Source organism: Nocardia seriolae NBRC 15557, assembly GCF_007990715.1.
Classification (GTDB): Bacteria; Actinomycetota; Actinomycetes; order Mycobacteriales; family Mycobacteriaceae; genus Nocardia; species Nocardia seriolae.
Genome location: NZ_BJWY01000028.1, coordinates 1 through 25719, shown reverse-complemented (window position 1 = coordinate 25719; position 25719 = coordinate 1). Strand labels below are relative to the sequence as shown.

The 25719-nt window shown below is 65.1% G+C and carries 17 protein-coding genes and 2 pseudogenes; 11 read left to right on the top strand and 8 right to left on the bottom strand.

Features of this window, described 5'->3' with window-relative positions:
* Positions 1-61: 61 nt before the first annotated feature.
* The 3 genes from NS2_RS11610 (at position 62) to NS2_RS11600 (ending at position 7287) form a co-directional block, all read left to right on the top strand.
* Complete coding sequence (locus NS2_RS11610) at positions 62-4462, top strand: PDDEXK-like endonuclease domain-containing protein (protein WP_186817591.1); 4401 nt, start codon at positions 62-64, stop codon at positions 4460-4462.
* The gene (locus NS2_RS11605) at positions 4459-5268 is read left to right on the top strand and encodes a DUF4145 domain-containing protein (RefSeq protein ID WP_033090033.1); all 810 of its coding nucleotides are present in this window, start codon (positions 4459-4461) and stop codon (positions 5266-5268) included. The genes NS2_RS11610 and NS2_RS11605 overlap by 4 nt, the downstream gene beginning before the upstream one ends.
* A gap of 102 nt (positions 5269-5370) precedes the next feature.
* Positions 5371-7287, top strand: coding sequence for a hypothetical protein (locus NS2_RS11600; protein ID WP_033090034.1), 1917 nt, complete (start codon positions 5371-5373; stop codon positions 7285-7287).
* A gap of 39 nt (positions 7288-7326) precedes the next feature.
* Here the strand turns inward: NS2_RS11600 and NS2_RS11595 are convergent.
* A pseudogene (locus NS2_RS11595) lies at positions 7327-8506 on the bottom strand (IS3 family transposase).
* A gap of 142 nt (positions 8507-8648) precedes the next feature.
* Here NS2_RS11595 and grpE point away from each other — a divergent pair.
* Entirely contained in the window at positions 8649-9314 is a 666-nt protein-coding gene (gene grpE, locus NS2_RS11590) for a nucleotide exchange factor GrpE (RefSeq protein WP_033090035.1), read from the top strand.
* Here grpE and NS2_RS11585 read toward each other — a convergent pair.
* From NS2_RS11585 to NS2_RS11570, 4 genes are all read right to left on the bottom strand, one after another.
* On the bottom strand, positions 9236-9769 hold the full coding sequence (locus NS2_RS11585) for a hypothetical protein (protein WP_145961808.1): 534 nt from the start codon (positions 9767-9769) through the stop codon (positions 9236-9238). The genes grpE and NS2_RS11585 overlap by 79 nt on opposite strands.
* 70 nt (positions 9770-9839) lie before the next feature.
* Positions 9840-11276 (bottom strand): serine/threonine-protein kinase, encoded by a 1437-nt coding sequence (locus tag NS2_RS11580; protein WP_096490814.1) that lies wholly within the window; start codon positions 11274-11276, stop codon positions 9840-9842.
* Between the two features lie 42 nt (positions 11277-11318).
* Positions 11319-12035 (bottom strand): hypothetical protein, encoded by a 717-nt coding sequence (locus tag NS2_RS11575; protein WP_033090037.1) that lies wholly within the window; start codon positions 12033-12035, stop codon positions 11319-11321.
* 105 nt (positions 12036-12140) lie between these two features.
* Positions 12141-14174: an N-6 DNA methylase gene (locus NS2_RS11570; RefSeq protein WP_052086839.1), complete on the bottom strand. Its 2034-nt coding sequence runs from the start codon at positions 14172-14174 to the stop codon at positions 12141-12143.
* A 159-nt stretch (positions 14175-14333) separates the two neighbouring features.
* Between NS2_RS11570 and NS2_RS11565 the strand changes: the two genes are divergently transcribed.
* From NS2_RS11565 to NS2_RS11550, 4 genes are all read left to right on the top strand, one after another.
* Entirely contained in the window at positions 14334-15086 is a 753-nt protein-coding gene (locus NS2_RS11565; RefSeq protein WP_143161385.1) for a hypothetical protein, read from the top strand.
* Positions 15087-15189: 103 nt separating this feature from the next.
* Positions 15190-15552 (top strand): DUF732 domain-containing protein, encoded by a 363-nt coding sequence (locus NS2_RS11560; RefSeq protein ID WP_033090039.1) that lies wholly within the window; start codon positions 15190-15192, stop codon positions 15550-15552.
* 46 nt (positions 15553-15598) lie between these two features.
* On the top strand, positions 15599-16267 hold the full coding sequence (locus NS2_RS11555) for a DUF4352 domain-containing protein (RefSeq protein WP_033090040.1): 669 nt from the start codon (positions 15599-15601) through the stop codon (positions 16265-16267).
* A 12-nt stretch (positions 16268-16279) separates the two neighbouring features.
* Positions 16280-17116, top strand: a complete 837-nt coding sequence (locus NS2_RS11550) for a hypothetical protein (RefSeq protein ID WP_033090041.1) — start codon at positions 16280-16282, stop codon at positions 17114-17116.
* 11 nt (positions 17117-17127) lie between these two features.
* On the opposite strand, the gene NS2_RS11545 is transcribed toward NS2_RS11550, so the two are convergent.
* From NS2_RS11545 to NS2_RS11535, 3 genes are all read right to left on the bottom strand, one after another.
* The gene (locus NS2_RS11545) at positions 17128-19338 is read right to left on the bottom strand and encodes a hypothetical protein (RefSeq protein ID WP_143161387.1); all 2211 of its coding nucleotides are present in this window, start codon (positions 19336-19338) and stop codon (positions 17128-17130) included.
* Positions 19335-20171 (bottom strand): protein phosphatase 2C domain-containing protein, encoded by an 837-nt coding sequence (locus NS2_RS38405; protein ID WP_033090046.1) that lies wholly within the window; start codon positions 20169-20171, stop codon positions 19335-19337. The genes NS2_RS11545 and NS2_RS38405 overlap by 4 nt, the downstream gene beginning before the upstream one ends.
* An 82-nt stretch (positions 20172-20253) precedes the next feature.
* Positions 20254-20991: a vWA domain-containing protein gene (locus NS2_RS11535; protein ID WP_197707907.1), complete on the bottom strand. Its 738-nt coding sequence runs from the start codon at positions 20989-20991 to the stop codon at positions 20254-20256.
* Between the two features lie 234 nt (positions 20992-21225).
* Between NS2_RS11535 and NS2_RS11530 the strand changes: the two genes are divergently transcribed.
* The 3 genes and pseudogenes from NS2_RS11530 to NS2_RS11520 form a co-directional block, all read left to right on the top strand.
* A complete protein-coding gene (locus tag NS2_RS11530) occupies positions 21226-21729 on the top strand; it encodes a DUF4365 domain-containing protein (protein WP_033090054.1) in 504 nt (167 codons plus the stop codon).
* A complete protein-coding gene (locus tag NS2_RS11525) occupies positions 21719-22846 on the top strand; it encodes a hypothetical protein (protein ID WP_033090047.1) in 1128 nt (375 codons plus the stop codon). Before NS2_RS11530 ends, NS2_RS11525 begins: the two co-directional genes overlap by 11 nt.
* 177 nt (positions 22847-23023) lie before the next feature.
* Positions 23024-25719 (top strand): annotated as a pseudogene (locus NS2_RS11520) (SNF2-related protein); the annotation flags it as partial.

Genomic DNA, 25719 nt, shown 5'->3' with positions numbered 1-25719 from the left:
GGATCTGACCGACTCGTCGGCACGAAAACCATTGCGGGATATCACGGCTGACCGATCGGGGGTGATCGAGGAGCTGCTGTGGACGGATGATTTCCCGCACGGCATCGGCCTCGATCCCGACACAGATGATCTCCTGCTGACGATTCACCCGATACCGAAGAATTCACCGCCGAGGCTGCCCCGCGAGTTGACCGGCAAGGTCGAGCCTTCGGTGATCACCAAGGCGGACGGACCGGAGCCCAGACTTCGCCGCGATACCGAAACATCAGATTCTGCAGGACAATCCGACGCCCCGATCCAGCGCGCATTCGATGATTGGTTGCGAGTGTGGCGCTCATGGGCCGAGGAAGAGCGGCGATTGGCCCCTCGCCGCACAGTGTACGAGAAGCTCGAAACCGCTGCGAAGACCATGGAGCAGCGAGACGACGAATATGAATTCGTGCTAGCCATCGGCCTGGTGACCATTTCCGCGGAGGGCGGAGACGACGGCCGGTGCCGACATCTGCTCACCGAGCAGGTACTGCCGACACTAGACCGGACCGGCACGATACGGCTCGGTCGGCCCGGGAAACGCCGGATGGAAGACCGGGAGATCTTCGAAGGACTGGCCGCTTACCACCAGGATCGGGGCAAGACGGTCAAGGACGACTTGCAAGCTGCCGACGAGTGCGTTCTGACGGTGAGGACGATCGACGGCCTGCGCCAATGGCTGGGACTCGCCGTCGACGAGATATTTGAGTTTGAGGAAACCCGCAGCCAGTCAACGGATTTCGACTCGAACCCGCACTTCGCACCCGCACCGGCCTTGATTCTGCGCCGACGGAGCCAAGAGCGGGTCGCCGAGGCTTACCGCAGGATCGGTGAAGCGCTGCGGCAACCTGGCGCGGAGGTTCCGGTGGCCCTTGCGCAAATCGTCGTCGAAACCGAACGCGCCGACCGCGAGCGCTGGCTCGACCAGCAGGGTGCCGTGCGGGGCGACGTCCTCGGACACGACCCGCTGTTCCCGCTCGATACCAATGACGAGCAGTTGCGTGTGCTGGATCTGCTCCGCCCCGAGATCGGCGTCGTCGTCCAGGGCCCGCCCGGCACCGGGAAGACCCACACGATCGCCAACCTGATCTCGGCTCTGCTCGCGCAGGGGCAGCGGGTGCTGGTGACGAGCCAGAAGGATCAGGCGTTGCGAGTCCTTCGCGACAAGATTCCAGCCGAGCTCAGGCATCTGTGCGTCCTCCTCACGGGCGGCAGCAAGGACGCGTCGATCGAGTTGCAGCAGGGACTCGACACGCTGTCCACCGCCATCGCCTCCACCGACGCGGCCGCCCTGACCACGGAGGCCCGGCGGCTGTCCGACAAGCGAACCGAACGCAAGGCCCGCAATGTCGTGTTGAATGCCCGGATCAGCGATCTCCGCTCCGGCGAGTCGAAGGTGTACGAGCCGGTTATCGCCGGCTGCGGAGATCTTTATCGCGGAACTTTGTCCGAGATCGTGCATGAGGTGAAAGTCACTGCGGCAAGGCATGATTGGATGCCTTCCGTGCCAGCGGCAGCAGACGATCGCCCCTCGCTGTCACCCGCGGAATGGGCCGAATTGCGTTGCCTGCTTCTCGATGGTCTCCTGCCTGATCGCAGGGTGCACGCCGACCAGACGCTGCCGTCAGTCGGCGAGCTGCCCAGTCCTGCCGAGATCGCGAATCTCGTCTCGGCCGAGCGGGAATCGGCGACCGACGTCGAGAGCGAGCTCGATGAGTCCGCCGCATTGCTCGGACGGCTCACCGATGATGATCTGTCGCACCTGCGTATAGCCGCCAACAGCATGTGGGAGCTGTTGCACCGCTATGGGTTGGCCGGGCAGATATCACCCGGGCACCAGTGGGTGGCGCGGGCGGTCGATGATCGGCTGGGTGGCCGGAATGCCGGGATGTGGACCGGTCCGCTGCAGAAGATGAACGAGCCGGCTCGAATGCTGTCCGCGCTCAACGCCATCAGCGGTGCAGGCTTCGTGATCGAGCTTCGTGCACCCATCACCTATCAGTATCTCGGTGCGGCTCGCGCCTGTTCGCACGGCGGTGCAGTACTGCTGGACTTTCTGAAAGGCGGCGGAAAGCTCAAGGCACGCTTCGCATCCAAGGAGCAGAAGGAGGGACAGCCCTTCCTCGATTGGGTCGTGGTCGACGGCAGAGCGCCCGACTCGCCGGAAACCCTGCAAGCCGCATTGGACATGGTGCAGGCCGAGATTTCCGCGATACAGCTGAGCCGCAGCTGGTTCGAGTCCGGAATCCCGGTGGTGGCCGGAGTACAGTTCGCCGCCCGCACCAACCAGATATTGCAGGAGCTCGCCGAGCACGCGCGCATGCTCGCGGCGATCGGCGAAATCCATCAGGCGCGCGATCGAATCGCGGAAGTCCTCGGCAGATACTCGATTCCACTGCCGCTGTATGACATCGCCTCGATTCGTACGGTCTTGCAGGCTGTTCCCGGCGCCGAGAAGCACGCACAGCTGACGCGTGCGAAACGCCGGATCGAACAAGTCCGAGCCGATATCACCGCCCTGGCTTCGACACCGAACTCGTGCATCGAGCTGACGCATGCGGTCGAGGCCGTCGCCCGACGCGATGTAGAGCGATACGCCCAGGCACTCGGATCACTCGACGCAGTGCGGACCCAGCAGATTCGGGAGCAGCGCGCGTATCAGCTCGAGCAGACGCTCACGGGGACGCATCCCAGGCTGCTGACCCTGCTGCACACGACCTACACGGACTCGGAATGGGAAGACCGAGACATCGCGGCGGCGTGGGCATGGTCGAAGGCACAGCAATTCGTCGGCCGAAGCCGGACCGCCGAGCACGAACACGAACTTCTCGACGAGTACGAAGCCAACGAGGCCGAAATCAAGCTACTGTCGGCGAGCCTGGTCGCGGTCGAAGCCCAGGCCGCATGCCTGCGCAGACTGACCGATGATCAGCAGCGGGCTCTCAACGCCTACCGAACTCATATGTCGAAGATCGGCGCCGGCAGCGGTCGCAAGACCAGGGAATTCCGGAGGGCAGCACGCGCCGCGATGACCAAGGCGCAGGATGCGGTGCCCACCTGGGTTGTTCCGCTCCCCAACCTGCTGGACAACATCGAGGCCGATCACAATCGATTCGACGTCGTGATCGTGGACGAGGCGAGCCAGGTCGGCATCGAGCATCTTTATCTGCTGTGGATGGCTCCTCGCGTGATCGTCGTCGGCGACGACAAGCAATGCACGCCGGGTACGAGCACTCTCGGCCTGCTGGATCAGGTGTTCGCACGCAATGATGAGCATCTCGCGGAGGTCGATGAGGATATCCGCAGGCTCCTGACTTCGCGGTCGAACCTTTACGAGGTGTTGTCGGCTCGTTCGGGCAAGGACGCGCTGGTGCGGTTGCGCGAGCATTTCCGCTGTGTCCCCGAGATCATCAACTGGTCGTCGAGGCAGTTCTATGACGACGGGTCGGGGCGGGGCGGGCTGATCGCGCTGCGGGAGCGACGACACGACGCGTTGCCGCCACTGCGCGTCACGAGGGTCGAGGGCGGCCACACCGAAGGTCGGGATATCCGGCGGCGCAATCCGATCGAAGCCAAGCTGCTCGTCGAGACGCTTGTGCGGTGCCTCGACGATCCCGCCTACGACGGCAAGACCTTCGGCATCGTCGTCCTGCAGAGCATGAAGTTCCATATCCAACTGCTCGAGAACCTCATCAACGAATCGATTTCTCCGGAGGTTCGCGAGACACGCGAGATCCGGGTCGGCACCGCACCGAACTTCCAGGGCGATGAACGTGACGTCATCTTCCTGTCGATGGTCGTCACCGACTCGCCTCGAATGATCTCCTCCGAGATCTACCGGCAGGCATACAACGTCGCCGCCACCCGCGCCAAAGACCAGCTGTGGCTGTTCACCTCGGTCGGGATGGATCAACTGCGGCCGGGCTGCCTGCGGGCGTCTCTGCTCGGCTACATGCTCGATCCGCCATCGGTGTTCGGAGACTCCAAATCGGTCGACGAGGTATCCGAGTCGAAGCGCACGCCACCGTTCGAATCACTCTTCGAGCAACGGGTTTTCCGCATTCTCCGATCCCGCGGATACCACGTCGTCGCCCAGTACCCCGTCGGTTCGCGAAGGCTGGATCTCGTGGTCGTCGGCAACGACGGACGGATCGCGGTCGAATGCGACGGCCACTACTGGCACACCGACGTGACCGCACAGGCGAACGACGCCCGGCGAGATCGCGAACTGTTCAGGATGGGCTGGACCACGATTCGGATCAGGGAAAGCGAGTTCGAATTCGACCCTGACCGGGCGATGATCCCGGTCTGGAAAGCACTGGAGGACAAGGGAATCGCGCCGGGAGCCATCGACGGCGCCAGTCGGCAGCCCTGGCAGCCCTCCGCTCTCGCCGACGAAGACGAATCCGACGAGGAAGGGACGCAGTCATGACCGAGCCCACGGTGCAACTCGACGAGCGAGTACTCGAACACCTCGCTATCCTCATCTGCGGCGAAGACGGAGACCCGAACTATCGAACGGCCAAAGAGCTCGAGCGGTTCTTCAAGTCGGCCGGGCTCCCCAATGTTCCGGCGTACGAGGGCTATCGCAAAGACTGGACGATGGAACGCCTGAACGAAGTCAGCGACGATCCGGAGAGCCTCCGAAAAGTCCTGCTGCGCTTGGCCGACCGACGCGAATACATCGACAACGACGAGGCGTACGCCGCCGTCACCGTGGAACTGGACTCCCTACTGGCCATGGAAGACCTCCAGATCATCGAGGAGCGCGGCCGCCCCCGCCTCGTCGAACGCTCCGCCGAGACTTCCCGTCTCGCCTCGAAAGCCCCAGCCGAACTGACCGCCAACATCTCCGACATAGTCACCGACACCGTCTTCGCCGGCCAACTCCGCGACCGCCTCGACGAGGCCTACACCTGCTGGCACTCCGGCGCCCCCACCGCCGCCATCATCCTCCTCGGCAGCGTCCTCGAAGGCGTCCTGTACGACGTAGCCGTCAACCACACCGACACCGGCAAACAACCCACCGACCACCTCCAAACCCTCATTGCCCGAGCCCGCGATGAGGAATGGATCGGCCGCGACGTAGCCGACTACGCCGACGTCCTCCGCAACCACCGAAACCTCGTGCATCCCAAGAAGCAATGGAAGGAGCTATACCGCCCGGAGGACGACCTCGTCCGCATCGCCTGGAATGTGGTCGTAGCTGCCCTGAACGATCTGGCCGCACTACCGTAGCCAGGTTCCGACGCCGTCTCGACCAAGATCGATGTGTGAGTTCTTTGCGATCACTATTGTGTTATCCAGTGCCGCAATGGCTTTGATGACGAGGGTGTTGGAATGGGAAGCAACGGCGCCGATTCGGAGCCCGCCAGGATCGTCCGGTTCTGGCGTGCGGTGGAGTACTTCAGTCCGCAGAATGTGGACTCGCCGAAGAACAAGTCGGCCAAAGTCGAGCGAATCAGCAAGGGCCGCAAGCTGCCTTGGGAAGCACCGGTCAAGCCGATCAACGAACAGTACGTGTGGCGGTACACGGTGTACGCGGGGATCTTCGACATCGCGAAGATCCGGGACGTTCTCCAGAGCGTGCTGCCCGCCCCTGAGCCCGATCCCGACCACGGCGGCCGAATCAACGGGCAGAGCGCGTTGCTGAGTCTGACCCTCGACGAGAACGGCCGCCTGTACCGCGAAGGTGTCGCGGTTTCCTCGTGCGCGTGGGCGCTGGGCAGAACCGTGCGGCCGCCCGGTCCCGGCAGCGATGAATGGCTCGAAGGATTCGAGGAGCAGAGCAAGGACATCCTGGCCATGCTGTTCGAAATCGGTGACGGGCGAGTGCCTATCGACGAATCCGGCACCGTGGAGTCCGGCGGAAGGCGAGCGTTGCGGGCCATCGCCGGCGTCACGACTCGGGTGGCGCTCGACTTGGTGACCGGCGGCTTGTCTTCGGTATCGGGCCTGGTCGCCACGGTGGTCGAAGGCAAGATCGGTCCCGTCGCGGCGAAGGTCGCCGAGAAGCTGACCGAGTCCGTGACCAAGGACGCCACGCAGGCGATCGAAAACCGTGCGAAACAGAGCAAGTCGAACGACGACGATTCCAGCGAGGACTCCGAGGAGGATTCGGACTCGAAGCAATTGGGCACCAAAGTCTTGACCGTCGAGGATCTTTCGGCGATCACCCGATGGGTCGCCGAGGAGCTCGGCGTCGACGACATTCTGACGCCTACCCAGATCTGGGTGAAGTCTCAGCAGGTTCCCGTCGCGAATGCCGATGACATCTCCAGCGACGAGATCATCAACAGCTTCTACGCGAAGGACCTGGAGAAGGTGGCCAACGAGCTGGCCGCGGGGAATGCTGGTCCCGCCCTCGCTGCCTACCTGCGGTCGGAGGCGTCGATCGATCCTGACGCCCGGATCGACCTGCGCCGGCGACCGGAGGAGATGCTGCGGTCTTTGACACCGCGGTCGACGCCACCGGGCCGGTGGCCCACACACCCGAAGCACCCGCTCACCCTCAGCCAGCAGTTCGCCGTGAATCGCATCCTCATGGAACTGGGCGGCCCCGACGGCCGCGGTATCTACGCGGTCAACGGCCCGCCGGGGACCGGCAAGACGACGATGCTGCGCGATCTCATCGCGGCGGTGGTGGTGCAGCGCGCGTCGCGATTGGCGGAATTGCCGAATCCGCGTGCGGCCTTCCAGCCGGATTCCGCCGCCTTGCGCTGGACGTGCGCGGACGGCCCATGGACCCGCACTCTCGTCCCCCTGATTCCCGAGTTGACCGGCTTCGAGATGGTCGTCGCCTCGTCGAACAACGGTGCGGTGGAGAACATCACGATGGAGGTGCCGTCGGTCAAGGCCATCGACGCCGACTCGTTCCCCGACGCCGACTACTTCTCCGTCCCGGCGACGCTGGTATCCGGTGAGCCCTGTTCGGGGGCGATCGCAGCCCGATTGGGGCGGCGCAGCAACAGGTCCGATTTCGCCAAGCGGTTCTGGCGAGGCTATCGCGGCCGATCCGTCAGCGAGCCGAAAGACGGGACGGAACTTGTTGGGCTGCACAGGATCTTGAAGGATCTCGTCGAGCAGGCAGGGCAGCCGAGCCCCACATCCTGGGAAGATGCCGTGACCGAATTCCGGACCGCACTCGCGACCGTCGACCGGCTGGCCGAGGACCGGCAGCGGGTTGCCGACATCGCCGAACGGGTCGCCACAGAGGACCCGACCTTGGCCCTGTTGCGACAGGAAGCCACGAACTGAGGGGCCGGAAGTTTCTCGGACAGCGAGATTTTGGTTATCTCAAGCTGCGCGATTCCGCTGGAACCACTCGGACTCTACTTCGTTCGGTGTGCGATAGTCAATTCCCGAGTGGAGTCGAATCTGGTTGTACCGCAACTCGATATAGCGGGTGACGTCCTTTCGTGCATGCTCTCGGGTCGGGTATTGTGTCCGATTCACTCGCTCGTTCTTCAGGGTGCCGTTGAAAGATTCCGCCCACGCGTTGTCATAACAGGTCCCGGTGCGGCCCACCGAACGCAAGATGCCGAGTTCTTTTGCGGTGGCCGCGAATTCGGCGGAGAGGTATTGCTCAGGCCGCCGCGGTCGCTGTGGAAAATTGCATCCTCGCCCACGATGGGCAGGTTCCGTGCGGCCATTCGTAGTGCCTCGGTGACCAATTCGGTGCGCATGTGGTCCGCCATCGCATACCCGACGACCTTCTTCGAATAGCAGTCGAGCACGGTGGCCAAGTACAGCCATCCTTCCCAGGTTCGGATGTAGGTGATGTCACCGACGAGTTTGCGGCCGGGTGCCTCGGCGGTGAAGTCGCGTGCTACCAGATCGGGCAGGTCGGCGGCATCGCCGGCGACGGTGGTGACCGGCCGGAACGGGCGGGGCTGGCACGGCACCAAGCCCAGCTCACGCATGATTTTCCGGACGGTTTCCGGATCGACGCGGGTGCCCCAGCGGGCGAGCTGGGCGTGGACTCGGCAGTAGCCGTAAGTGCCGTCGGAATGATCGAAGCAGAACCGGACTTCGGCTTGCAGGATTTCCCGCCACCGTGCGGTGGCCGATGGTTTCCGGTTGCGCCAGTCATAGAATCCCGAGCGAGATACTTCCGCCCATCGGCACATGTCGGCCACGGAATGATTGCCTTCTTCGGCCGCGATGAACGCGTATTTGACCGTTACCGGTGCTTCTTCGCGAAGAAGGCCACCGATTTTCCCAGGAAGCGGTTCTCCTCTTCCAGCTCCCGGACCCGACGCTCCAATTCCTTCAACCGGGCACGCTCGGGCAACGACAAGCCTGTGTCCGCCGCGGAGTTCGTTCGCTGGAACTGTTTCACCCAGTTCCGGATCGTCTGATCTGTCACCCCGCAATCGCGCGCGACGTCGGCGACCGGCCGAGACTTCTCGACCACCTCGCGAGCCGCTGTTTCCCGGAACTCCGGGCTGAACTGACGCGACTTCTTCTGTGCCACAAACAACTCCGTTCAGTTACCCAAATCCTACTTTGGGGCACTGTCCGAAGAAGTTCCGGCACCTCAGCGGCTGTTCGCCAACTTCGGTGTCACCGTCACCGACGCCGAACTCCGCTTCGCCGCCGACAGTTCCGGGGTACCGGTGTTCGACACCAATAGTCCGTGGATCAGCCCCTCGATCGGTCCGGATGCGGCCGTCGCGCTCCAGACTCCGCGAATAGGGGACGAGCAGGGTGGGTGGCTGGCCAATATTCTGGGCAACGGGGACCCCAACAATGCCGGTGCCAAAAACCCGGGCGCCGTGCTACAGGCCGTGCTGGCCATGTTCGACATAGCCTGGACAGCGGGGATGGCGGCATTCACCACAATCGGTCGCGCCGTCTTCCAGCACCGCTCCACTGTCAATCAGCAGCGGCGCGACCTCGAGGCGCAGGTTATCAACATCATCGAGCGCAATCGCGATACCGTGCCGCAGGAACTGGGTAAAGCGATTCAGCAGTTTCGGGATGGCGTGGGGCGCGCCGCTTCCGCTGCCTTGGACGCCCGCCTGGTCCGCGGCCACAACCAAGCCCTGTGGGATCGTATGGCTTCGGCATTGGAGTCGGCGGGCATCGATACGGTCATTCCCGATGGGCTCCCATTCGATAGTGAACACCATGAGGCGGTCGACCACATTCTCACCGACGACCCCACGAAACACCTCATCATCGCCTCCACCGACCTCGCAGGTTACCGAGAAGGCGAGCAGTGGATCCGGCGGCCGCAGGTCGTGGTATATCGGTGCAGGACAGCGAGATTCGGGCAGTAACTCATCCGCCATCTGAGGAGCCCGGCGACCTCCAGCCAGTAGCGCGTTCCCGCCTCGGCACCGATATCTCGGTGACGCCGCGGCGGGCCCGCTCCGACAGCAACTCGATGAGCCGGGTCTTGGGCGGTCACCTCGACCATCGTGTAGCCGAGCGCAGTAAGCAGCTCGGTCGCATGGCCGAGCAGATCCGCCATGGCCGTTGCCCGCGACTGCCATTCGAAGATCTGACCGAGGTGGACATCCGTCAGCGCGGCGATCGCCCAGGGTTCGGACCGTCGGCCCAGCTCCCGGGCCCGGTCGGCGGCCTCGGTCAGCAGAGGGGTCGCCTCCTGGCGCTCGCGCATGCTCAGCTGGGCGATGCGCGCGGCGGCTGGATCACCGTCATAGTGTGCGAAGCCCTGACGACGCTGCGCCGCTTGCTGTTCGGCAGTGCACCACCCGGCGAACAGATCCACGGGTGGCAGCGCGGTCGCCGCTACCAGGGCTGGCCTGCGCCAATCGCCCGGAACCCGCGATTCGGACCTGCTATCCGAGCCGCGTCCGGCTGATCTGCTCGGCCAACTCGATGACCCGGCGATCCTGTTCGCCGTACCGAACCGCCATCTGAGAACGCAGTCGCTTGAGCCGGGTCAAAGCGTTACGAACATCACCGGTGTGCACATCACAGGTGGCCAGCTGCCGCTGGCAGTACATGACCCGATCGTCGTAGGGGCCGCGCTCAGCGGTGAGATCGTCGATCAGGGTGCGATACAGCTCGGCTGCTCCCACATAGTCGGCGTGTTCGAAGCGCATGTCGGCCAGCTTCATGCGGGCCTCGACCACATCGGCGTCGCGCGAGCCCAGCAGCGGTACCGCCGCCTCGACCACCGTCTGCAATTGGTGGATGGCCGGTTGGTATCGGGAATCGTCGGCCAGATCACGCGCCCGATCCACGGCTCGTCGGAGATCTCCCCGGCTGAAATCGATCGGTGCGCCCGAATCGAACTGGGGCGCAACGGGCGTGGCGATTCGCTGGGTGGGCGTTACCAAGGTCTGTGCGGTGCGGGCGGACACCGATGACCCGACCGCTTGCGCGTACATGCGCGTGGGACTGTGGTTGTCGTTGACCTCGGGTAGCTCTCCCAGGTCGGTCGCATGACGCAAGAGCACCGCGTGCACCGCGGCGGCGCTGTCGGGCCGCTGCTCCGGGGACTTGGCGAGCATGCTCATGATGAGCCTGGCCATCCCCACGGGAAGTTCCGGCCGCTCGTGACGGATATCCAGCGGCTGGAGGTGAATCTGGTTCTGCCACACTGTGAATACCGAGCTGCCGGTCATCACCCGATCGCCGGTGAGCATCTCGTGCAGGATCAGGCCCAGCGAGTACAGGTCGGTCTGCGGCAGCACCTCGCGCTGCTCGACCTGTTCGGGTGCCATATAGGTCGGGGTGCCCAGGGTGTGACCGGTCGCGGTGTAGCGAGTCAGGTCCGATTCCGGGGCCACGGCGAGACCGAAATCTAGCACCTTCACCGTGCCGTCGGTGCAGAGCATCAGGTTGGCGGGCTTGAGATCTCGGTGATAGATGCGGTTTCGGTGCGCGATGGCCAGCACCGCGGCGGTCTGCGCACCGGTATTGGCCACCACTCCGATCGGCAGGGGACCGCGTTCGATCAGCTGCTCGAGCGTGATGCCTGCGATGTATTCCATGACGATGTACGGCCGTTCGGGCTCGCCGGGCGCGATCGCGGCGGTGCCGGTGTCGTAGATGACCGGTAGGCCCGGATGACTGAGCCCGGCCATGAACAGCGCCTCGCGTACGAATCGCTTGTCCCAGTCCGGATCCGAATCCAGGCCCGGATGCGTGAATTTCACGGCGACCTGGCGCTCGAGGTGGCTGTCGAAGCCCTCGTGGACCCGCCCCATGCCGCCCACGCCGATCTGCTTGAGCAGCCGGTACCGGCCACCGACGATATGCCCCGCCACCGCCACTACCTCCGTGGTCCCCAGAGAATCCGACACGCCAACCTACCCGGCATCGTGGACGGGACGAAGCCGCCCCTGCGACAAGCCGGCAAATCCGTTGCGCACCAACTGCTCGACTGTCGCCCGCTGCCGCTGACAGGCGTCTTCGAGCGCGGTCAGTTGCTCGAAGGCCGCACCGTAGCCGCGCTGCGCGGGCAGCCGGACGCGCGGAATTCCGACCTGGTACAGGTCGATCGGGCCGCCGCCGACGGCCTCGACGGCCGCCCGCAATACGCCGGCCAGGAAACGGGGGTCGACGCGAGCGGGGTCGACACGCACGAGCTGGATGCCCGGACCGAGCAGGACACCATCGAGCGCACACACCCGTACCGAGCTGTCCGCGCTGATTGCGACGAGAACGTCGCCGGAACGGACGGTGACTGCGCCCGGCGCATCCCCACTACCCCGGCGCGAGGGCGCACGGCCCAGGCGAACATCCTTGGCCGACAAAAGAGGAACGTCACCGCCGCTGGTGGCGAAGGTCGGCGGGGGCTCGCTGACGGTGAGCACACCGGCGTCGACCAGGTCTTCGAGCGGTATCGGCGGCCGCGGTCCCGAATCCGGCTCCAGCACCGGGGGCACCGGCAGCGGCCGGGCGAGCAGGTTCGAGCGGCGGGCCGCATATTCGTCGGATATGCCGCCCAACTCGAGCGGTCCGGAAGGGCCGCCGCCTGATTCGCGCGCCAGCGCGTCATGTTCGGCCGCGGCGTCACGCACCATCTCGGGTTGCCTCCCCCACATTGACGACCTGTCCACCGCGGCGGTCGGCAGTCACCGTAACAGCGCCGCGCTCCGATACCCGGGCCCAAGCTGGCAGGTTGGCACTCATTGTCGGTCCGAAGACGCGTCGCGGTCGGCGTCATGCGGCACCAGCGCCCCGGCGGTTAGGCCGGTGGTGATCAGCTCCGCGACATCTTCGGCGGCGGCGGTGGCGCGGCGCGCGGCGGTGCGCAGGGTGAACAGCAGGCGGAACATCTCGCCGTAGCGCCGTTGCTCGGCCAATCCGAGCACCGGGATCCGCAGCCGGGACGGATCGAAGCGGATGGTGGATGTCCTTGTCGCCGAGACATTGTCGGCTCCGGTCAGGAATCCGGCGAGGAACCACGGATCGAGCCGGTCGGGGTCGACGCGCAACGTGTGCACGTGCGGACCACGGATCGCCGCGGCGTCCCCGGCGCCCGCGACACGGGCGCAGCGCCCGCCGGTGCGGTCGCTGCGCACGGCCGGGATGAGGACGTCGCCGGGTGCGACGGACACCGTCGTCGCGGTTGCGGCGGTGGCCATGGTGCCCGAGGCGGGGCCACCCAGGCCGATGTCCTGGGCGGTCAGCACCGGCCTGTCATCCTCCGCGTCCGCGGCGGTGGAGCTCGGCGGCTCGGATCGAATCCATTGCAGCTGAACGTGATTCGACAAGTCTGCGACGGTCACGAAGCGCCAGGACTTGCCCGCTGCGGCAGACCAGCCCCCCAGCTCGCCGGTGGTCGAGGTCAATTCGTCGGCGGCGCCTTCGAGTCGGCCGATGGCCTGCTCGACCTGATCGGAGACAGTCTCCGAATCCAGCGACGACCGCACGTAGCGCGCGGGGGTGAGATCCACCTCCTCGGTGAGGACCTCGACCAGCGGGACTGCTACCGCTACACCGGATTCACTGGCGGCGACCGTGTCTCCGCTGTCGAAGGCCCGCCACGCCCCCAGAACGGATTCACCGACGATCCGGTCCTCGCCGCCGACGGGGACCGGAACGACGGTGGCGTCCACGAACAACACCGACCCGGGAATCGGCGCGCCGGATCGGGGCCGACGCAGTACCCAGATCTGCAGTCCGACGTGCCAGGGTTGCGCGACTCCGGCCGTCAGCCCGATGACCGCGCGCAACGCACCGGTCCGCACCAGATTGCCGCGGATCTTGCGGCCCGAGCCGCGGGTCGCGACCGCCGGCGGGAGCAGCAGGACCGCGGTGCCGCCGGGGCGCAGATGCGCGATCGCGTGCTGCACCCACGCCAGTTCCGACTCCACGCGCGGCGGCAGGCCGTAATCCCAGCGTGGATCGAATGCCAGCTCGCCCGAACCCCAATCGCGTTGTCCGTAAGGCGGATTGGTCAGCACCGCATCGGCGCTCAGCTCCGGGAAGGCATCGGCGAGCAAGCTGTCGCCGCTGCGGGTCACCGCCTGCACACCGGGCGTGGACTCCAGCAACAGGCGAGTGCGCTGGGCCTGCACGGGCAGTGCGTCCTGGCCGTAGAGCTCCACCGCTCCGGCTCGCGCGGCCGCGAGCAGCAGGGTTCCGCTGCCGCAGGCCGGATCCAGCACGCTGCGCGGTCTGGTCGGGTCATCCGAATTCGGCAGTGCCTCCACCGAATTCGAGCACGCCGCCGCCGCGTTCGGCAATGCCGCCATCAGCTCGGCGACCCACGCCGGGGTGATGTACACGCCGGTGGCGGCGGTGTCTTCGAGTGCGCGCTCGCCGAGGATGTCCAGGGCCGCACGGGCATCGGCCTCAGCGGCCGTGCGCTCGACCATCGGCAGCACCTCGCGGGTCAGCGCGGCATCGAAACCGGGCGCGGTCCACCGCTCACCGGATCGGCGCAAGGACTCCAGCAGTTGCGCGACCTTCGCCGGCGTGGCCTGCGACCGCAGGGCCGTCCGCAATTCGGTGGCCGCAGACTCCTCGGCGGCGACCCCGTGCTCGGCCAGCCACCGTTGCACCTCACCCAGATCGAACAGCGGGCGCGCTTCGCTGCCGGCGGTGGATTTGGGGAAGTCGGCATGCCGCCGTCGCCAATTGCTGACGGTGGCGCGAGTGACTCCGGCCAGGCGGGAGATCTCCGCGGCACTGATCGTCGACACGGGCTTCGACATGTCCTCCCTCTCGTTTGCGTTGCCTCCACCCTGCTCGAAGGGTGAGCAAAATGCAATCTCATGAACTCGATTGACATCGCTTTCACGTCCACCTAATGTTTTGCATCGCCGGTCCACGAAGCCCGGTGAAACAACCGCTAGCCGATCGGGGAGGAAGACATGACTCGGCAACGCCAACTTCGCAGCCATAGCCATCACCTGACACGTATCGCGGTGCCGCGCTGCGTCGGCGGCGGCAAGATCCGCTACGCCACGCAGCGCGATGCCGATCTGGTCCTGGCCGGCCTCGACCGCTCCGATACCGAACGGCGAGAAAAGAATTCGTATCCCTGCAACACCTGCCGCGGCTGGCATCTCACCAGCTGGACAACCGCGAAGTACGAGCGCTACATCGCGGCCATGCACTCGGACGCGGCGCGGCACGACGGGGCATTTCCGCTCGAGCAATTCGGCCCGGCGGCGGAGATCGCACGGAAACCTCTGCATCTGAATGAGATCGCAGCGGACACGGACGCCGTGCCGACACCGGCAGAGGTGGCCGCCCGCACCGCCGCACCGCTCGCCGACTCGGCAGCAGCGCCGATGGCAACGAATGCTGAGTCGGCAGGGCCGGACACGGACCCGATGACACTCGGAACCGCCGAAGTCCCCGATCCTGTTTCCGTTGCGAGCGCATCGGTGATCGCCGAAGTGCAGCCGCTCTCCGCCTTGCCGGCGCGAACCGTGCCATCACCCGCCGAGGTAGCCGCGCGCACAGTGCCGATCAAACGCGCGGAGGCGGCCCGCAAACAGGCCGAGCTGATCGCGGCGGCGTACGCAGCTCGCCCCCGCCCGGACGCCACTCCCACCGGGACACGAAACTTCCTGCGCGCCATACTGCGTCGCCTCGTGCGGCGTCTTCGCCGTGGCTGATTCGCGACTCCACCGTCCGCGGCCGGATCTTCCGGCCGCGCCTCCCCGCACGCCCATGGGGCGTCGCGATTCCTTGGTATCCACCCTGTTTCAAGAAGGACTCATGCGCACCATCTCCACCCTGCTCGCCGTCGGCGCGACCGCCGTCGCGCTCTCCGCCGCCGCGCCGACCGCGCTGGCCGCCCCCAACACCGGATCCGCCGGCGGCTCCTCCGACCCCGGATGCGGCGCACGCAGCGCGGCCGACATCCGCTTCCTGCACGACTCCTACGAGGACCAGCACAGCTGTGCCACCCAGGACGCGGCCATCGGCCTCGCCGAGTCCCAGTGCCATTGGCTCGACGTCTACGGCAACTCCGCCCACAACCAGATCGTGCTCGCCGAGAAGAGCCGCTCCACCCTGAAGTACCCCTACACCTTCCTCGGCGCCGCCATCACGGCGTACTGCCCGCGGCACAAGCTCTGACGACTCGCCCGCCGATCCCCTTCGCCACGAAACGCGAGGAACACCAATGACTTATCAGCCCACGCCGCCGCACTATCCGCAGGGCCACTTCCCGCCGCAGTATCCCGTGCCGCCGGTCCCGCCCAAGAAGTCGAACACCCTCAAGATCATCCTGCTGGTCCTGGCGGGCATCGTCGTCCTCTGCGGCATCGGGGGCGCGCTCGGCGGCAAGAACACCAAAACTGCTCATTCCCAGTCCCCTTCGGCTGCCACCGCCCCCGGCGGCAACACGCCCGCCGCCGCCTCGCCCAACCCCACCACCACCGAAAAACCACCCGTCCCGGGCCTGAACACCCCCGTCCGCGATGGCAAATTCGAATTCATCGTCACCGACATCCAGACCGGCATCAAGGAAGTGGGCACCAATCCCTACCTCCAGAAGACCGCCCAGGGCGCATACACCATCGTCTCGATCACGGTCCGCAATATCGGCAAATCCCCCTACGGCTTCTCCCCCTCCGACCAGTACGTCTACGACGCCCAGAACCGCAAGTTCGCCAACGACACCGCAGCCGCCCTCAACCTCCAGTCCGACACCAGCCTCTACGCCAACCTCAACCCGGGCAATTCCATAACCGCCCAGGTGGTTTTCGACCTCCCCGCCGACTCGCTCCCGGACCACATCGTGCTGCACGACTCGATGTTCTCCGGCGGCGCGACGGTCTCACTGCGGTAGATAGGACCAGACATGACAATCACCGGATTCCATACCGAAACCATCGACATCACACCGCATCTGGCCGCGGAATGGCTGGAACGGAACACCAGCAATCGCCCGATGAGCCGGATGATGGTTTCCCAACTGGCAGAAGCGATGAGGCGTGGTGAGTGGCTGCATACCCACCAGGGCATAGCCTTCGATACCAATGGTGCACTGGTCGATGGGCAACATCGTTTGGCCGCGGTGGTGAAAAGCGGTTGCACCGTGCGCATGCAGGTTTCGCATGGTGTCGAACCGAGCACTTTCGCGGTGCTCGATACCGGCCGCAAGCGCAGTGCACGAGATGTACTGAGCCTCCAGGGCGAAGAGAACGCGGCTTATCTCGCATCGGCCCTGCGTGTGCACCATCTCTACACCACCGCCCCCAATTCCGCCTGGACCGGCGGATCGGCCCAGGTCACCAATGAACAGATAGTCGAGTTCCTGGCCGCGCATCCGAACATGCGAGCCTCGGTGGAATTGGCGAGAACGCTCAACCGTGCCTTCCGCATCCTGGTTCCCGCCGCTGCCGTCGGCCATTACCTGACGTGTGCCGAACGACCCGACATCGACCAGCTCGACTGGATCGAGGGCCTCGAAACCGGCGCCAATCTCGCGGAACACGATCCACGTTTGATGTTGCGCAACGTCATTCTCCGGCTCAGCGCCGGCAAGTCCGCCGCGAAGGCAGACGGATCACGCAACCAGCTCCATCTCTACCTCAAGGCATGGAACGCGTGGGTGCACGGCACCCAGTTCCGGCAGCTGAATATCAAGGCCGGAGAGTCGATGCCGATGGTGACAACACGTCCCAAGCCGGTGTGAGCCTGGCACTACTACCTCGGCGCAATACCCCATGTCCCGCCGAAGCAGTACAGATCCTCATCGTTCGGGCCGACGGCGATGCCGATTTGGTCGATGCGGCAGGCATCGCCGGGCTTGGCATTTCCGAGCACGGTCGGAGTCGAAATCCAGATCGGCGAAAACCCGCTGATCGAAGTGCATTTCATCCAGAGTCCGTACTTATCCTTGCTGCGGCCGTCCCGCGCAGGATCGCACGACATACCCTCGGTCAAACCGCCAGCCGAGGGGAAGGTCGGCGACGGCGCGTTCTTCGTCGCTGTCACGGGCGCGGTCATCGTGGTCGTCGCGCCCGACAGCGGCATGACCTTGACGCACACCGTCTGGGAAGGGATGTTGTAACTGTATGACGAATCCCAAGAGAATGTCTTCGTACACAGGTCGTTTCGATTGGACATCGGAACCACATCGATCACCTGGACGCTTCCGGGGCTGCCACACTCTTTCAAGGTCAGCCACTCGGACGGTGTCGGAGTCGAATAGCACTGGTACGGAATTATATTCGGGACAAGGCAATACAGACGACCACCGGTGGTCACCCTTCCCATTCGCGAATCATCACATGAATATGTCGGCGATACGACGCTGACCACACGATAGGGCGGGCCGCCACGGCACGTGCCGGGCTCAACGAGCGCACCGTCCCTCCCGACGGCCACGCAATCGCCGACCGACGCGACCGGAGCCGTCGTAATGGTGGTCGCTACCACGGTGGTTTTGGTCGTCGCGTAAGGATGCTCGGTCGTCAACGACGAGGACGGGGTGGACGTGACCGCGGCCCCGCTGTGCGAGTTTGAGCTGAACGACTCGTTCACGGCAATGATCGCAGTCATCAGCATGGCTAGCGACGCGATGAACGTCCACGTCTTCCATGCCGACCCCTTGGCTTTCGAGCGGATGTTCGGCGTCGGCATCGAGATGGCCGGAGCCTGTGCAGGCGGCGGTGGCGGACTGACGCGGAGGGGTGAGCTCGTAGATGCCGGAACTCCCGCGGAGGACGATGCCGAGACAGCAATCCCGGGCTTTTGAAGCGTCGTAGCCTGTGGTCCGATAGCACTCGCGGCCGCAGGTGTCGGCTGCTTTTGGACCGACGGCGTGGCCTTTTTCGCAGGTGGCGTCTTCTTCGCGGGCGACGGGGCGGCCTTCTTGGCACGCGGCGATACGATCTTCTTGGCTGACGACGCTCCGGCCTTTTTGGCAGCCGGAGACGCGGCCTTTTTGACCGGAAGCAGGAACTGGCTCGCGTGCCGATCCACTACCGCAAGGGCCGCCTTTCGATATGCGGTCCCGTCAGCCGTCATGAACGCCGACTTCAGCGCATCCCGCCATTCCGAGGCGGTCGGTCGCCCGTCGGTCTCGAAGGGATCGTGAAATGCCCTCTCGAACAGCGTCTTCAGCTCTGGCGCGAGGTCGTCCGGTACTCCAGAGGGTTGCTGCCATTGCCCGTTGACCAGCCCCGGCGCGCCGCGATTCAGTAGCAGACCCCGGTAAATCATGACGGCGATACCGAACCTGTCGCTGTATCGATCATGTGCGGCGATGCATTGGTCGACCCACCGCGGATCCAGCCAGCCCGGTGTTCCGACGCCGTGGCTGAAAACGCCCGCAGCCGGGCGTATCCCGTCACAGTCGATGAGGTACGCGTGCGGAGAGCTCCTGTTCCACACGATGTTCCGCATCGAGATGTCGCCGTGAACCAGACCCTCGCTCTCCAGAAAGATCATGATCTCGCAGGCGCGGATGAGTACTCCGATCCGATCCTTGGTCTCCGGAGGGCCGGCTTCGGGCACGTAGAGGAAATCCAGGCTGAGCGGTTTTCCGTGTTCGCCGATGAACTCGGGCGGGATCATCGGAAGTACCACGCCTACAACGGCTTTACCCTCGTACACGATATCGATCGGCCAGTTCACCGACGATTCCGCAGCCGTCGCGACGGTGCCGTTGTGCTCAGCCGCCGCCTGGATTCGCTTGCCTCGCTTGACGATGTCCCGCAGCGCCGCGATATCGGCCTTATCGGTCACCGGAGTGTTGTACTTCTTGTACACTCGGACCCGGCCGTCGGGTTGATGACACCGGTAGAGCAGGGATTGACCGCCCAGGTCGTTCAGCGTTGCGGACTCGACTCGATAGTTCCGGTTGGACGCACCACGAATTGTCTCGTCCGAGCTTCGATCCGGCGCCTTCATGGGTATGCTGGCGGATCCATCCACACGACTACCGCCGTGCGATCGTCTTGGGATCCCTGTCTGCGATATCGCATGGAGTCCAGCATCCGGTGGGCTCCGCACGGTCGCGCCCACTGTGTGACCAACCAGTCGCGAACATGCGGCGAGTCGAAGATGTCCGTCGCGAGCCCATCGGTCGCGAGGATGAGCAGACCGTCGCGGTTCACGCCGGACCTGGCCGACTCGAGCACATCACGCACCTGTGGGGACGGCAGTGTATGCCGGACGAGGTTGAGCGGCCCGTTGTCCGCGTCCGGATAGACCGCCTCGAATCCACCCGCCGCGGAGAACCAGATCGCCTCACAGTCTCCGGCTCGGAGGAACAGAGCTTCGGTCTCATCGGTGTGGCTCAGTGGAAGCCAGCAGATCAGAGCGGTACAGCTGAGCTGTTTCGCACCGATGCCGCCGAGCAGGATGTCCTTGCACCTCAGCAGTTTCCCGACCGCGATATTCGCCGCCTCGGTCAAAGGCTCGAAGCCGCGGTCGCGAACCTCGGCGCTCGGTATGGCGGCTATCTCGGCGACGCAGAGACGCGTGAACAGTTCGGCGCCGATCTGCGCGGTGTGGGCATGCTGTCCCAATCCGTCGCAGATGACGAGCACCAACGCCTCGCCATCCTCGGATGCCGCGAAGCAGTACGAATCCTGCGCCGAATTCCCCCGTATCGAATGTGACTGTCCGACGAGGCTGGCTGCCGCGATCCACCGGCCCCCGAGCAGTCCCGCATCGGCCCGTACCGCTGGAAGCGCCGTCGCGGAGGCGGCGTGCCGGGGCGGTCCGGGTGGCACCAGCATGCCGATCCAGGGAGCGGACGAAGGCATTTCGTCGCACACCGCACCGGGCAACGGCCGACTGGGAGCCGGATCGCCCACCCGGTCAGACGACGTTCTCCGGCAACCGCGTCAGCCCTGGCGAGGGCGCGATGATCAACGCTCCCCCGTCCGGGGACCCGAAAGAACTCGAGGTCGACCGGATGCTGCCGAGCACGCTTCGGAGGATCTCGCGCACGGCTCCCACCGGGTCGGGGTCCGCCGCGAAATACGCATGCCCGGTGGAAATCTCGCCGATCGCCTCCCGGTCCGCGTCTCCCATGCCGAAGGCGACGACCTCCGCCCCGAACTTGTCGTTCCGGTCGGTGAGTTCACTCCACGCCGACGACCAGTCCGGACCGTTGTGCTGTCCGTCACTGAGGAAGAAGACCACAGGCCGGTAGAAGCGAGTCCCCTTGCCCAGCCCGCGTATACCGGTTTCGATTGCTTCACGCGCGGCACGCAGGCCCGCGCCGAAGTTGGTGGAATCTTCGGCTTCCAGGGCCGGAATCTCGGCTTCCCACAGGTTCGAGAGCGGCAGAGCGATACGCGCCTTGGACGCGAAGGTCACCAGCGCGATCCGAGTGATCTCCCCGGTTGCGGGATCATCGAGGATCGCCTGTCGCAATTCGGGCAGCGCCCGATTGACCGCATCCATGGAGACTCCATGCATCGATGCGGAGACATCGACCACCAGGCATACCGGAAAGACCGGCGGGCGCTCGGCATTCGAGAAGCGGGAAATCTGACCCACCAGTGAAACCCCTTGAACGACATAAGTATACGCGGGGGCAATGACTGCCACCCGAGCGCATCGTAGGCGCATCGCGCACCGACCCGCACGCCGCCGAATCCGTCACCGTATCCGTCGCGGACCCGGAATCTCGGTGGCCACCGGACCGGTTCTCCCGATCCGGATCGATAGCCAGAAATTGTCCAGTAAACCCATCGGATCCGGGCTAACGTTGAAAACGCAGCTTGATCGGGCAGGGCGGCCGACTCGGGAGGGGGCGGGGACAGCTTGCAGGGCCAGTGGTGCTTGGGCCACAACGAGCATCAGGGAGTCTTCGGCGAGGGATTCGTCCAGGCTCTCGCGGCCTCGGCGGGCCTGCAGGCGGCGAAACCTCAGCCCGATTGCACGGGTGTGGATCTGGACCTGACCCTGCCGTATGAGCGCAACGATGATTTTCCGAGCATCAGACTCCAGGTCAAGAGCTGGCGGAGTCCGATATTGCGCGGTGATCACTGGCACTATCCGGAGCTGACCGAGAAGCACTTCGACGCGCTGGCCGGCAAGCGCCGGATCCCCCGTTTCCTCGTCCTGGTCATCGTGCCCAAGTCGGTCGAGGGATACACCTTGGCCACGCCGTGGGGGCTCACCATGGCGCACGCCGCATACTGGGTGTCGCTGGAGAACGAAGCGCGAATCACGAATCCGCGGACGGACAAGCGCAAGACCGTGCGGGTGCCGTTCGCGAATCTGCTGACCGTTCACTCATTGCTGAAGCTGCTCGATCCGGGCAGGGGTATCGATGGGCCTTGATCGACCGACGACCGCGATCGACCCGGTGGCGCTGGGCGGCTACCTGGTGAGCCGGGCATGGGAGCGGCACGGCTCCTGGCGGGGCGCCGATGTGTGGCAGAAGGCCGGTCACGCGCGGCTGCTGGTGCCGCCTCGGATCGAATATCCGGATGACGACGAATTGCTGTGGGCCGCGATACGGAAACTGGCGGAGGCCGAGGGCCGGTCCACGCGCGAGCTGCTGCTCGATATCGCCGAACCAGCCGTGGACATTCCGTTTTTTCAGCTGCACCCGAACAGCGCCAGCGGAACGATCCCACTTCCCGCGGCGCTCAAGGCGATTCAAGGAATCCACGACGCCCTGAAGGTCTCCGCGCAAACGGTCGAAGCCGGTCCGAAGTTGCTCTACACCGGGCACCGATCGAAGTATGTGGATCAGTTTCTGCACGACGTACGGGTCGGGACGACCCGGCCCGGCAGTTACATCTTCGACGTTCGGGTGCCGGTCGCCCCGGCGGGTCAGCTCACCCTCGATTGGCCGATGACGAGCGAGTTGTCGGGCCGAGCTGTTATCATCCAGCTGTATCAGGCGTCGAAGGCGGTGCATTCCGCCGCAACGTATTCCGTGCAGCAGCTGTCCGGACTCGGATCGTTCGTCGAGGTGACCGGCGAGGGCGTCTCCGCGAATCTGTGCCGTGCCATGGCCGCTCTCGGCGGCGGCGCGGAGCAGTGTCGGCCCTTCGATATCGGATTCACCTGGGCACGAGTGGAAGCCACCGATCTGCCGACCGCCACCCTGTCCTTCACCCAGCCCATGGTCCGCGTTGTAGCGAGGGCCGCCGCACTGCTGGAGAAGGTCGCGAGGTCCGGGGGCGCGGCGATCACGGGCACCGTGGAGACGCTGAAGCGACCGGACAGCGTCCAGATCAAGGGACTGCTCGTAACGGAATCCCCCTCAGCCGAGGCCGGACCGGACACGGCCGAGGGCGCGGCCTGGGTCAGTTTGACCCCCACCCAGTTTCAACAGGCGATCGAGGCGCTGCGCGACAACCGGAGTCTCCGCGTGCGCGGGAGTTTCGCCCCGGACAGCCGCCGTCTCGAAATCCTTCCCGCGCCTGGCGGATTCGAAGTGCTTTGAGTCAAGACGGCTCCGGGTCCCGGAAATTCGCGTTGACATTGCTTTCATGCACAACCTAGCGTGAGCATTAACCGACTGATAGCTGACGAATTGTGCCATAAGCAGCGGGAACGTGGATCTCCGCAACCCCGGCGCTAAGTTGAATCCGGACCGTCAACCCTCCAAGGAGCAGTTTTAATGACCGTTGCCCAAGAGCGCGAGCTCAATGTCGCGCCCGGCTCGATAGTCGTGGTTCGTGACGAGGAGTGGCTCGTCACCTCTGTGGAGCACGGTTCCGACGGGTGCCTGGTACGGGTGCGCGGGCTTTCCGAACTGGTCGCCGACACCAACGCGACCTTCTACGCGAGCCTCGACACGATTGCGGTGCTCGATCCCGCCGAGGCCGACGTAGTGGCGGATGGTTCGTCCGGCTACCGCGATTCACGACTGTGGCTCGAATCGCTGCTACGCAAGACGCCGTTCCCGTACGGCGATCAGACGCTGACGGTCTCCACCCGCATGCTCGCGGACTCGCTCGGCTACCAGCGGGCTGCGGTGGCGAAAGCCCTTGATCCGCAACATATCCGGCCGCGCATCCTATTGGCGGACGCCGTGGGGCTGGGCAAGACGCTTGAGATCGGCATGATCCTGTCGGAGCTGGTGCGGCGCGGGCGCGGCGAGCGGATTCTCATCGTCACACCCAAACATGTGCTCGAGCAGATGCAGCACGAGCTGTGGTGCCGCTTCGCGCTGCCGTTCGTCCGGCTCGACTCGGCCGGTATTCAGAAGGTGCGTCAGAAGCTTCCGGCCACGCGGAATCCGTTCACGTACTACAAACGCGCCATCATCTCGATCGACACGCTGAAGAGTCCGCGATACAAGGCGCATCTGGAACGCCAGCATTGGGACGCGGTGGTCATCGACGAGTCGCACAACCTCACCAATGTGGGTACGCAGAACAATGAACTGGCGCGCGTGCTCGCCCCGAACACCGAGGCGCTCATCCTGGCCTCGGCCACCCCGCACAACGGTCGCGAGGAATCGTTCGCGGAGCTGCTGCGACTGCTGGACCCGACCGCGGTCGCCGCGGACGGCTCGTTCGCCAAGGAAGACGTCTCGACGCTGCTGATCCGTCGGCATCGGCATCATCCGGAGGTCTCGGCGGAGGTCGGCAGCGACTGGGCCGAGCGCGCCGAGCCGGTGCATCGGCTCGTCACCCCATCCCCGGCGGAAGACGCTGTTGCACAGGAACTCTCGAAGACCTGGCTACATCCCGAGACAGGCCGATCGCCGTATTCGGGCGAAACCAAGGCCCTATTCCCCTGGACTCTGGCCAAGGCGTTTCTCTCGTCCCCGGCCGCACTGCGGGAATCGATCAACCAGCGACGCAACACCCTTCGCAAGAACGATGGCCACTACGGTCAGGAACAGCACGACGAGCTGCACGCGCTCAATGTCCTGTCCGATCTGAATGACGAGGCATTCAACTCGTCAGCGGGTAAGCGGGCGGCACTGATCGAGCGGCTGCGGGAGATCGGTATCGGCCCGAAGTCGTCGATGCGCGCGGTGGTGTTCGGCGAACGCATCGCCACCCTGAAGTGGCTGACCGACGCGCTGCCGGAGGCACTCGGCCTGCGACCAGAGAACGTCGTCATGCTGCACGGCGGGCTGTCGGACCTGGATCAGCAGACCATCGTGGACAACTTCAAGCTAGAGACCTCGCCCGTGCGAGTGCTCGTCACCGGCGATGTGGCATCGGAGGGCGTGAACCTGCATGCGCACTGCCACAACCTGATCCCACTACGACATTCCGTGGTCGCTGATCCGCATCGAACAGCGCAACGGCCGCATCGACCGGTATGGGCAGAAGCATCCGCCGGTGATCTCCTCGCTGATCCTGGAGCCGTCGGACCCGGAGTTCTCCGGTGACCTGCGGGTGCTCTCGCGCCTGCTGGAACGCGAGACCCAGGCGCATTCCACCCTCGGCGATGTGGCCTCGCTGATGGGCAAGCACAGTGTGGGCGAGGAGGAGTCGGCGATCCGGGATGTCCTCGCGGGCAAGTCCACACTGGAACAGCAGGTCCGAACCATCGACGAGGTGATCGAGGGCGACGATGTGGACGCCTTCTTCGCGCAGTTCGACATGGTCGAGGAGGAGCCGCCGGCGCTGCCGGAGCTGCCGCGCCAGAGCCTGTATCCCGATGACATCAGTTTCCTCGACGAAGCCCTGCGCGCCTCGTTCGACGATGTCCCGCACGCCGATCCGGCCGCGGGCGGCGTCGGCTGGATGGTGCACGCCAATCACGGTATCGCCGAACTGATTCCGACCAAGGACCTCAAGCAGCGGCTCGGGCAGCTGCCGCAGAACTACCTCCAGGAGGGCCGGATCCTGGAACGGCTCAAGCTGGCCACCTCACCCCAGGTCGGCAACGCACAGCTGTGGGCCGCGCGGCAGGGCAAGGGCATCAACGAGACGACCTGGCCGGAGGCGCATTTCCTCGGCCCCCTGCATCCAGTGCTGGATTGGGCCAGTGATCGGGCGCTGAGCGCGCTGGGCCGCAATCAGATCTTCGTCATTCGCGGCGAAGTCGAGATGCCGACGGTGCTGCTGATGGGCACGCTCATGAACCGGCGCGGACAGCTGGTGTCGCGGGTCTTCTCCACCGCCGAGTTCCCGAACGCGAACAATCCGGCGTTCTGCCTGGTCGAAACGCGCGAGGATCTCGGATTCCTCACCACCGACACCGGTTTGAAGCCCGGCACCGCCAACCCGGGCGCGGTCGCCGATCCGCAGCGGTTCCGGCCGCTCGTTCCGGTGGCGGTCGACCATGCCATCAAGGCCATGAAGGTGACCCTCGACAAGCAGCAGGAATCCGCCGAGGAGCGGCTAGTAC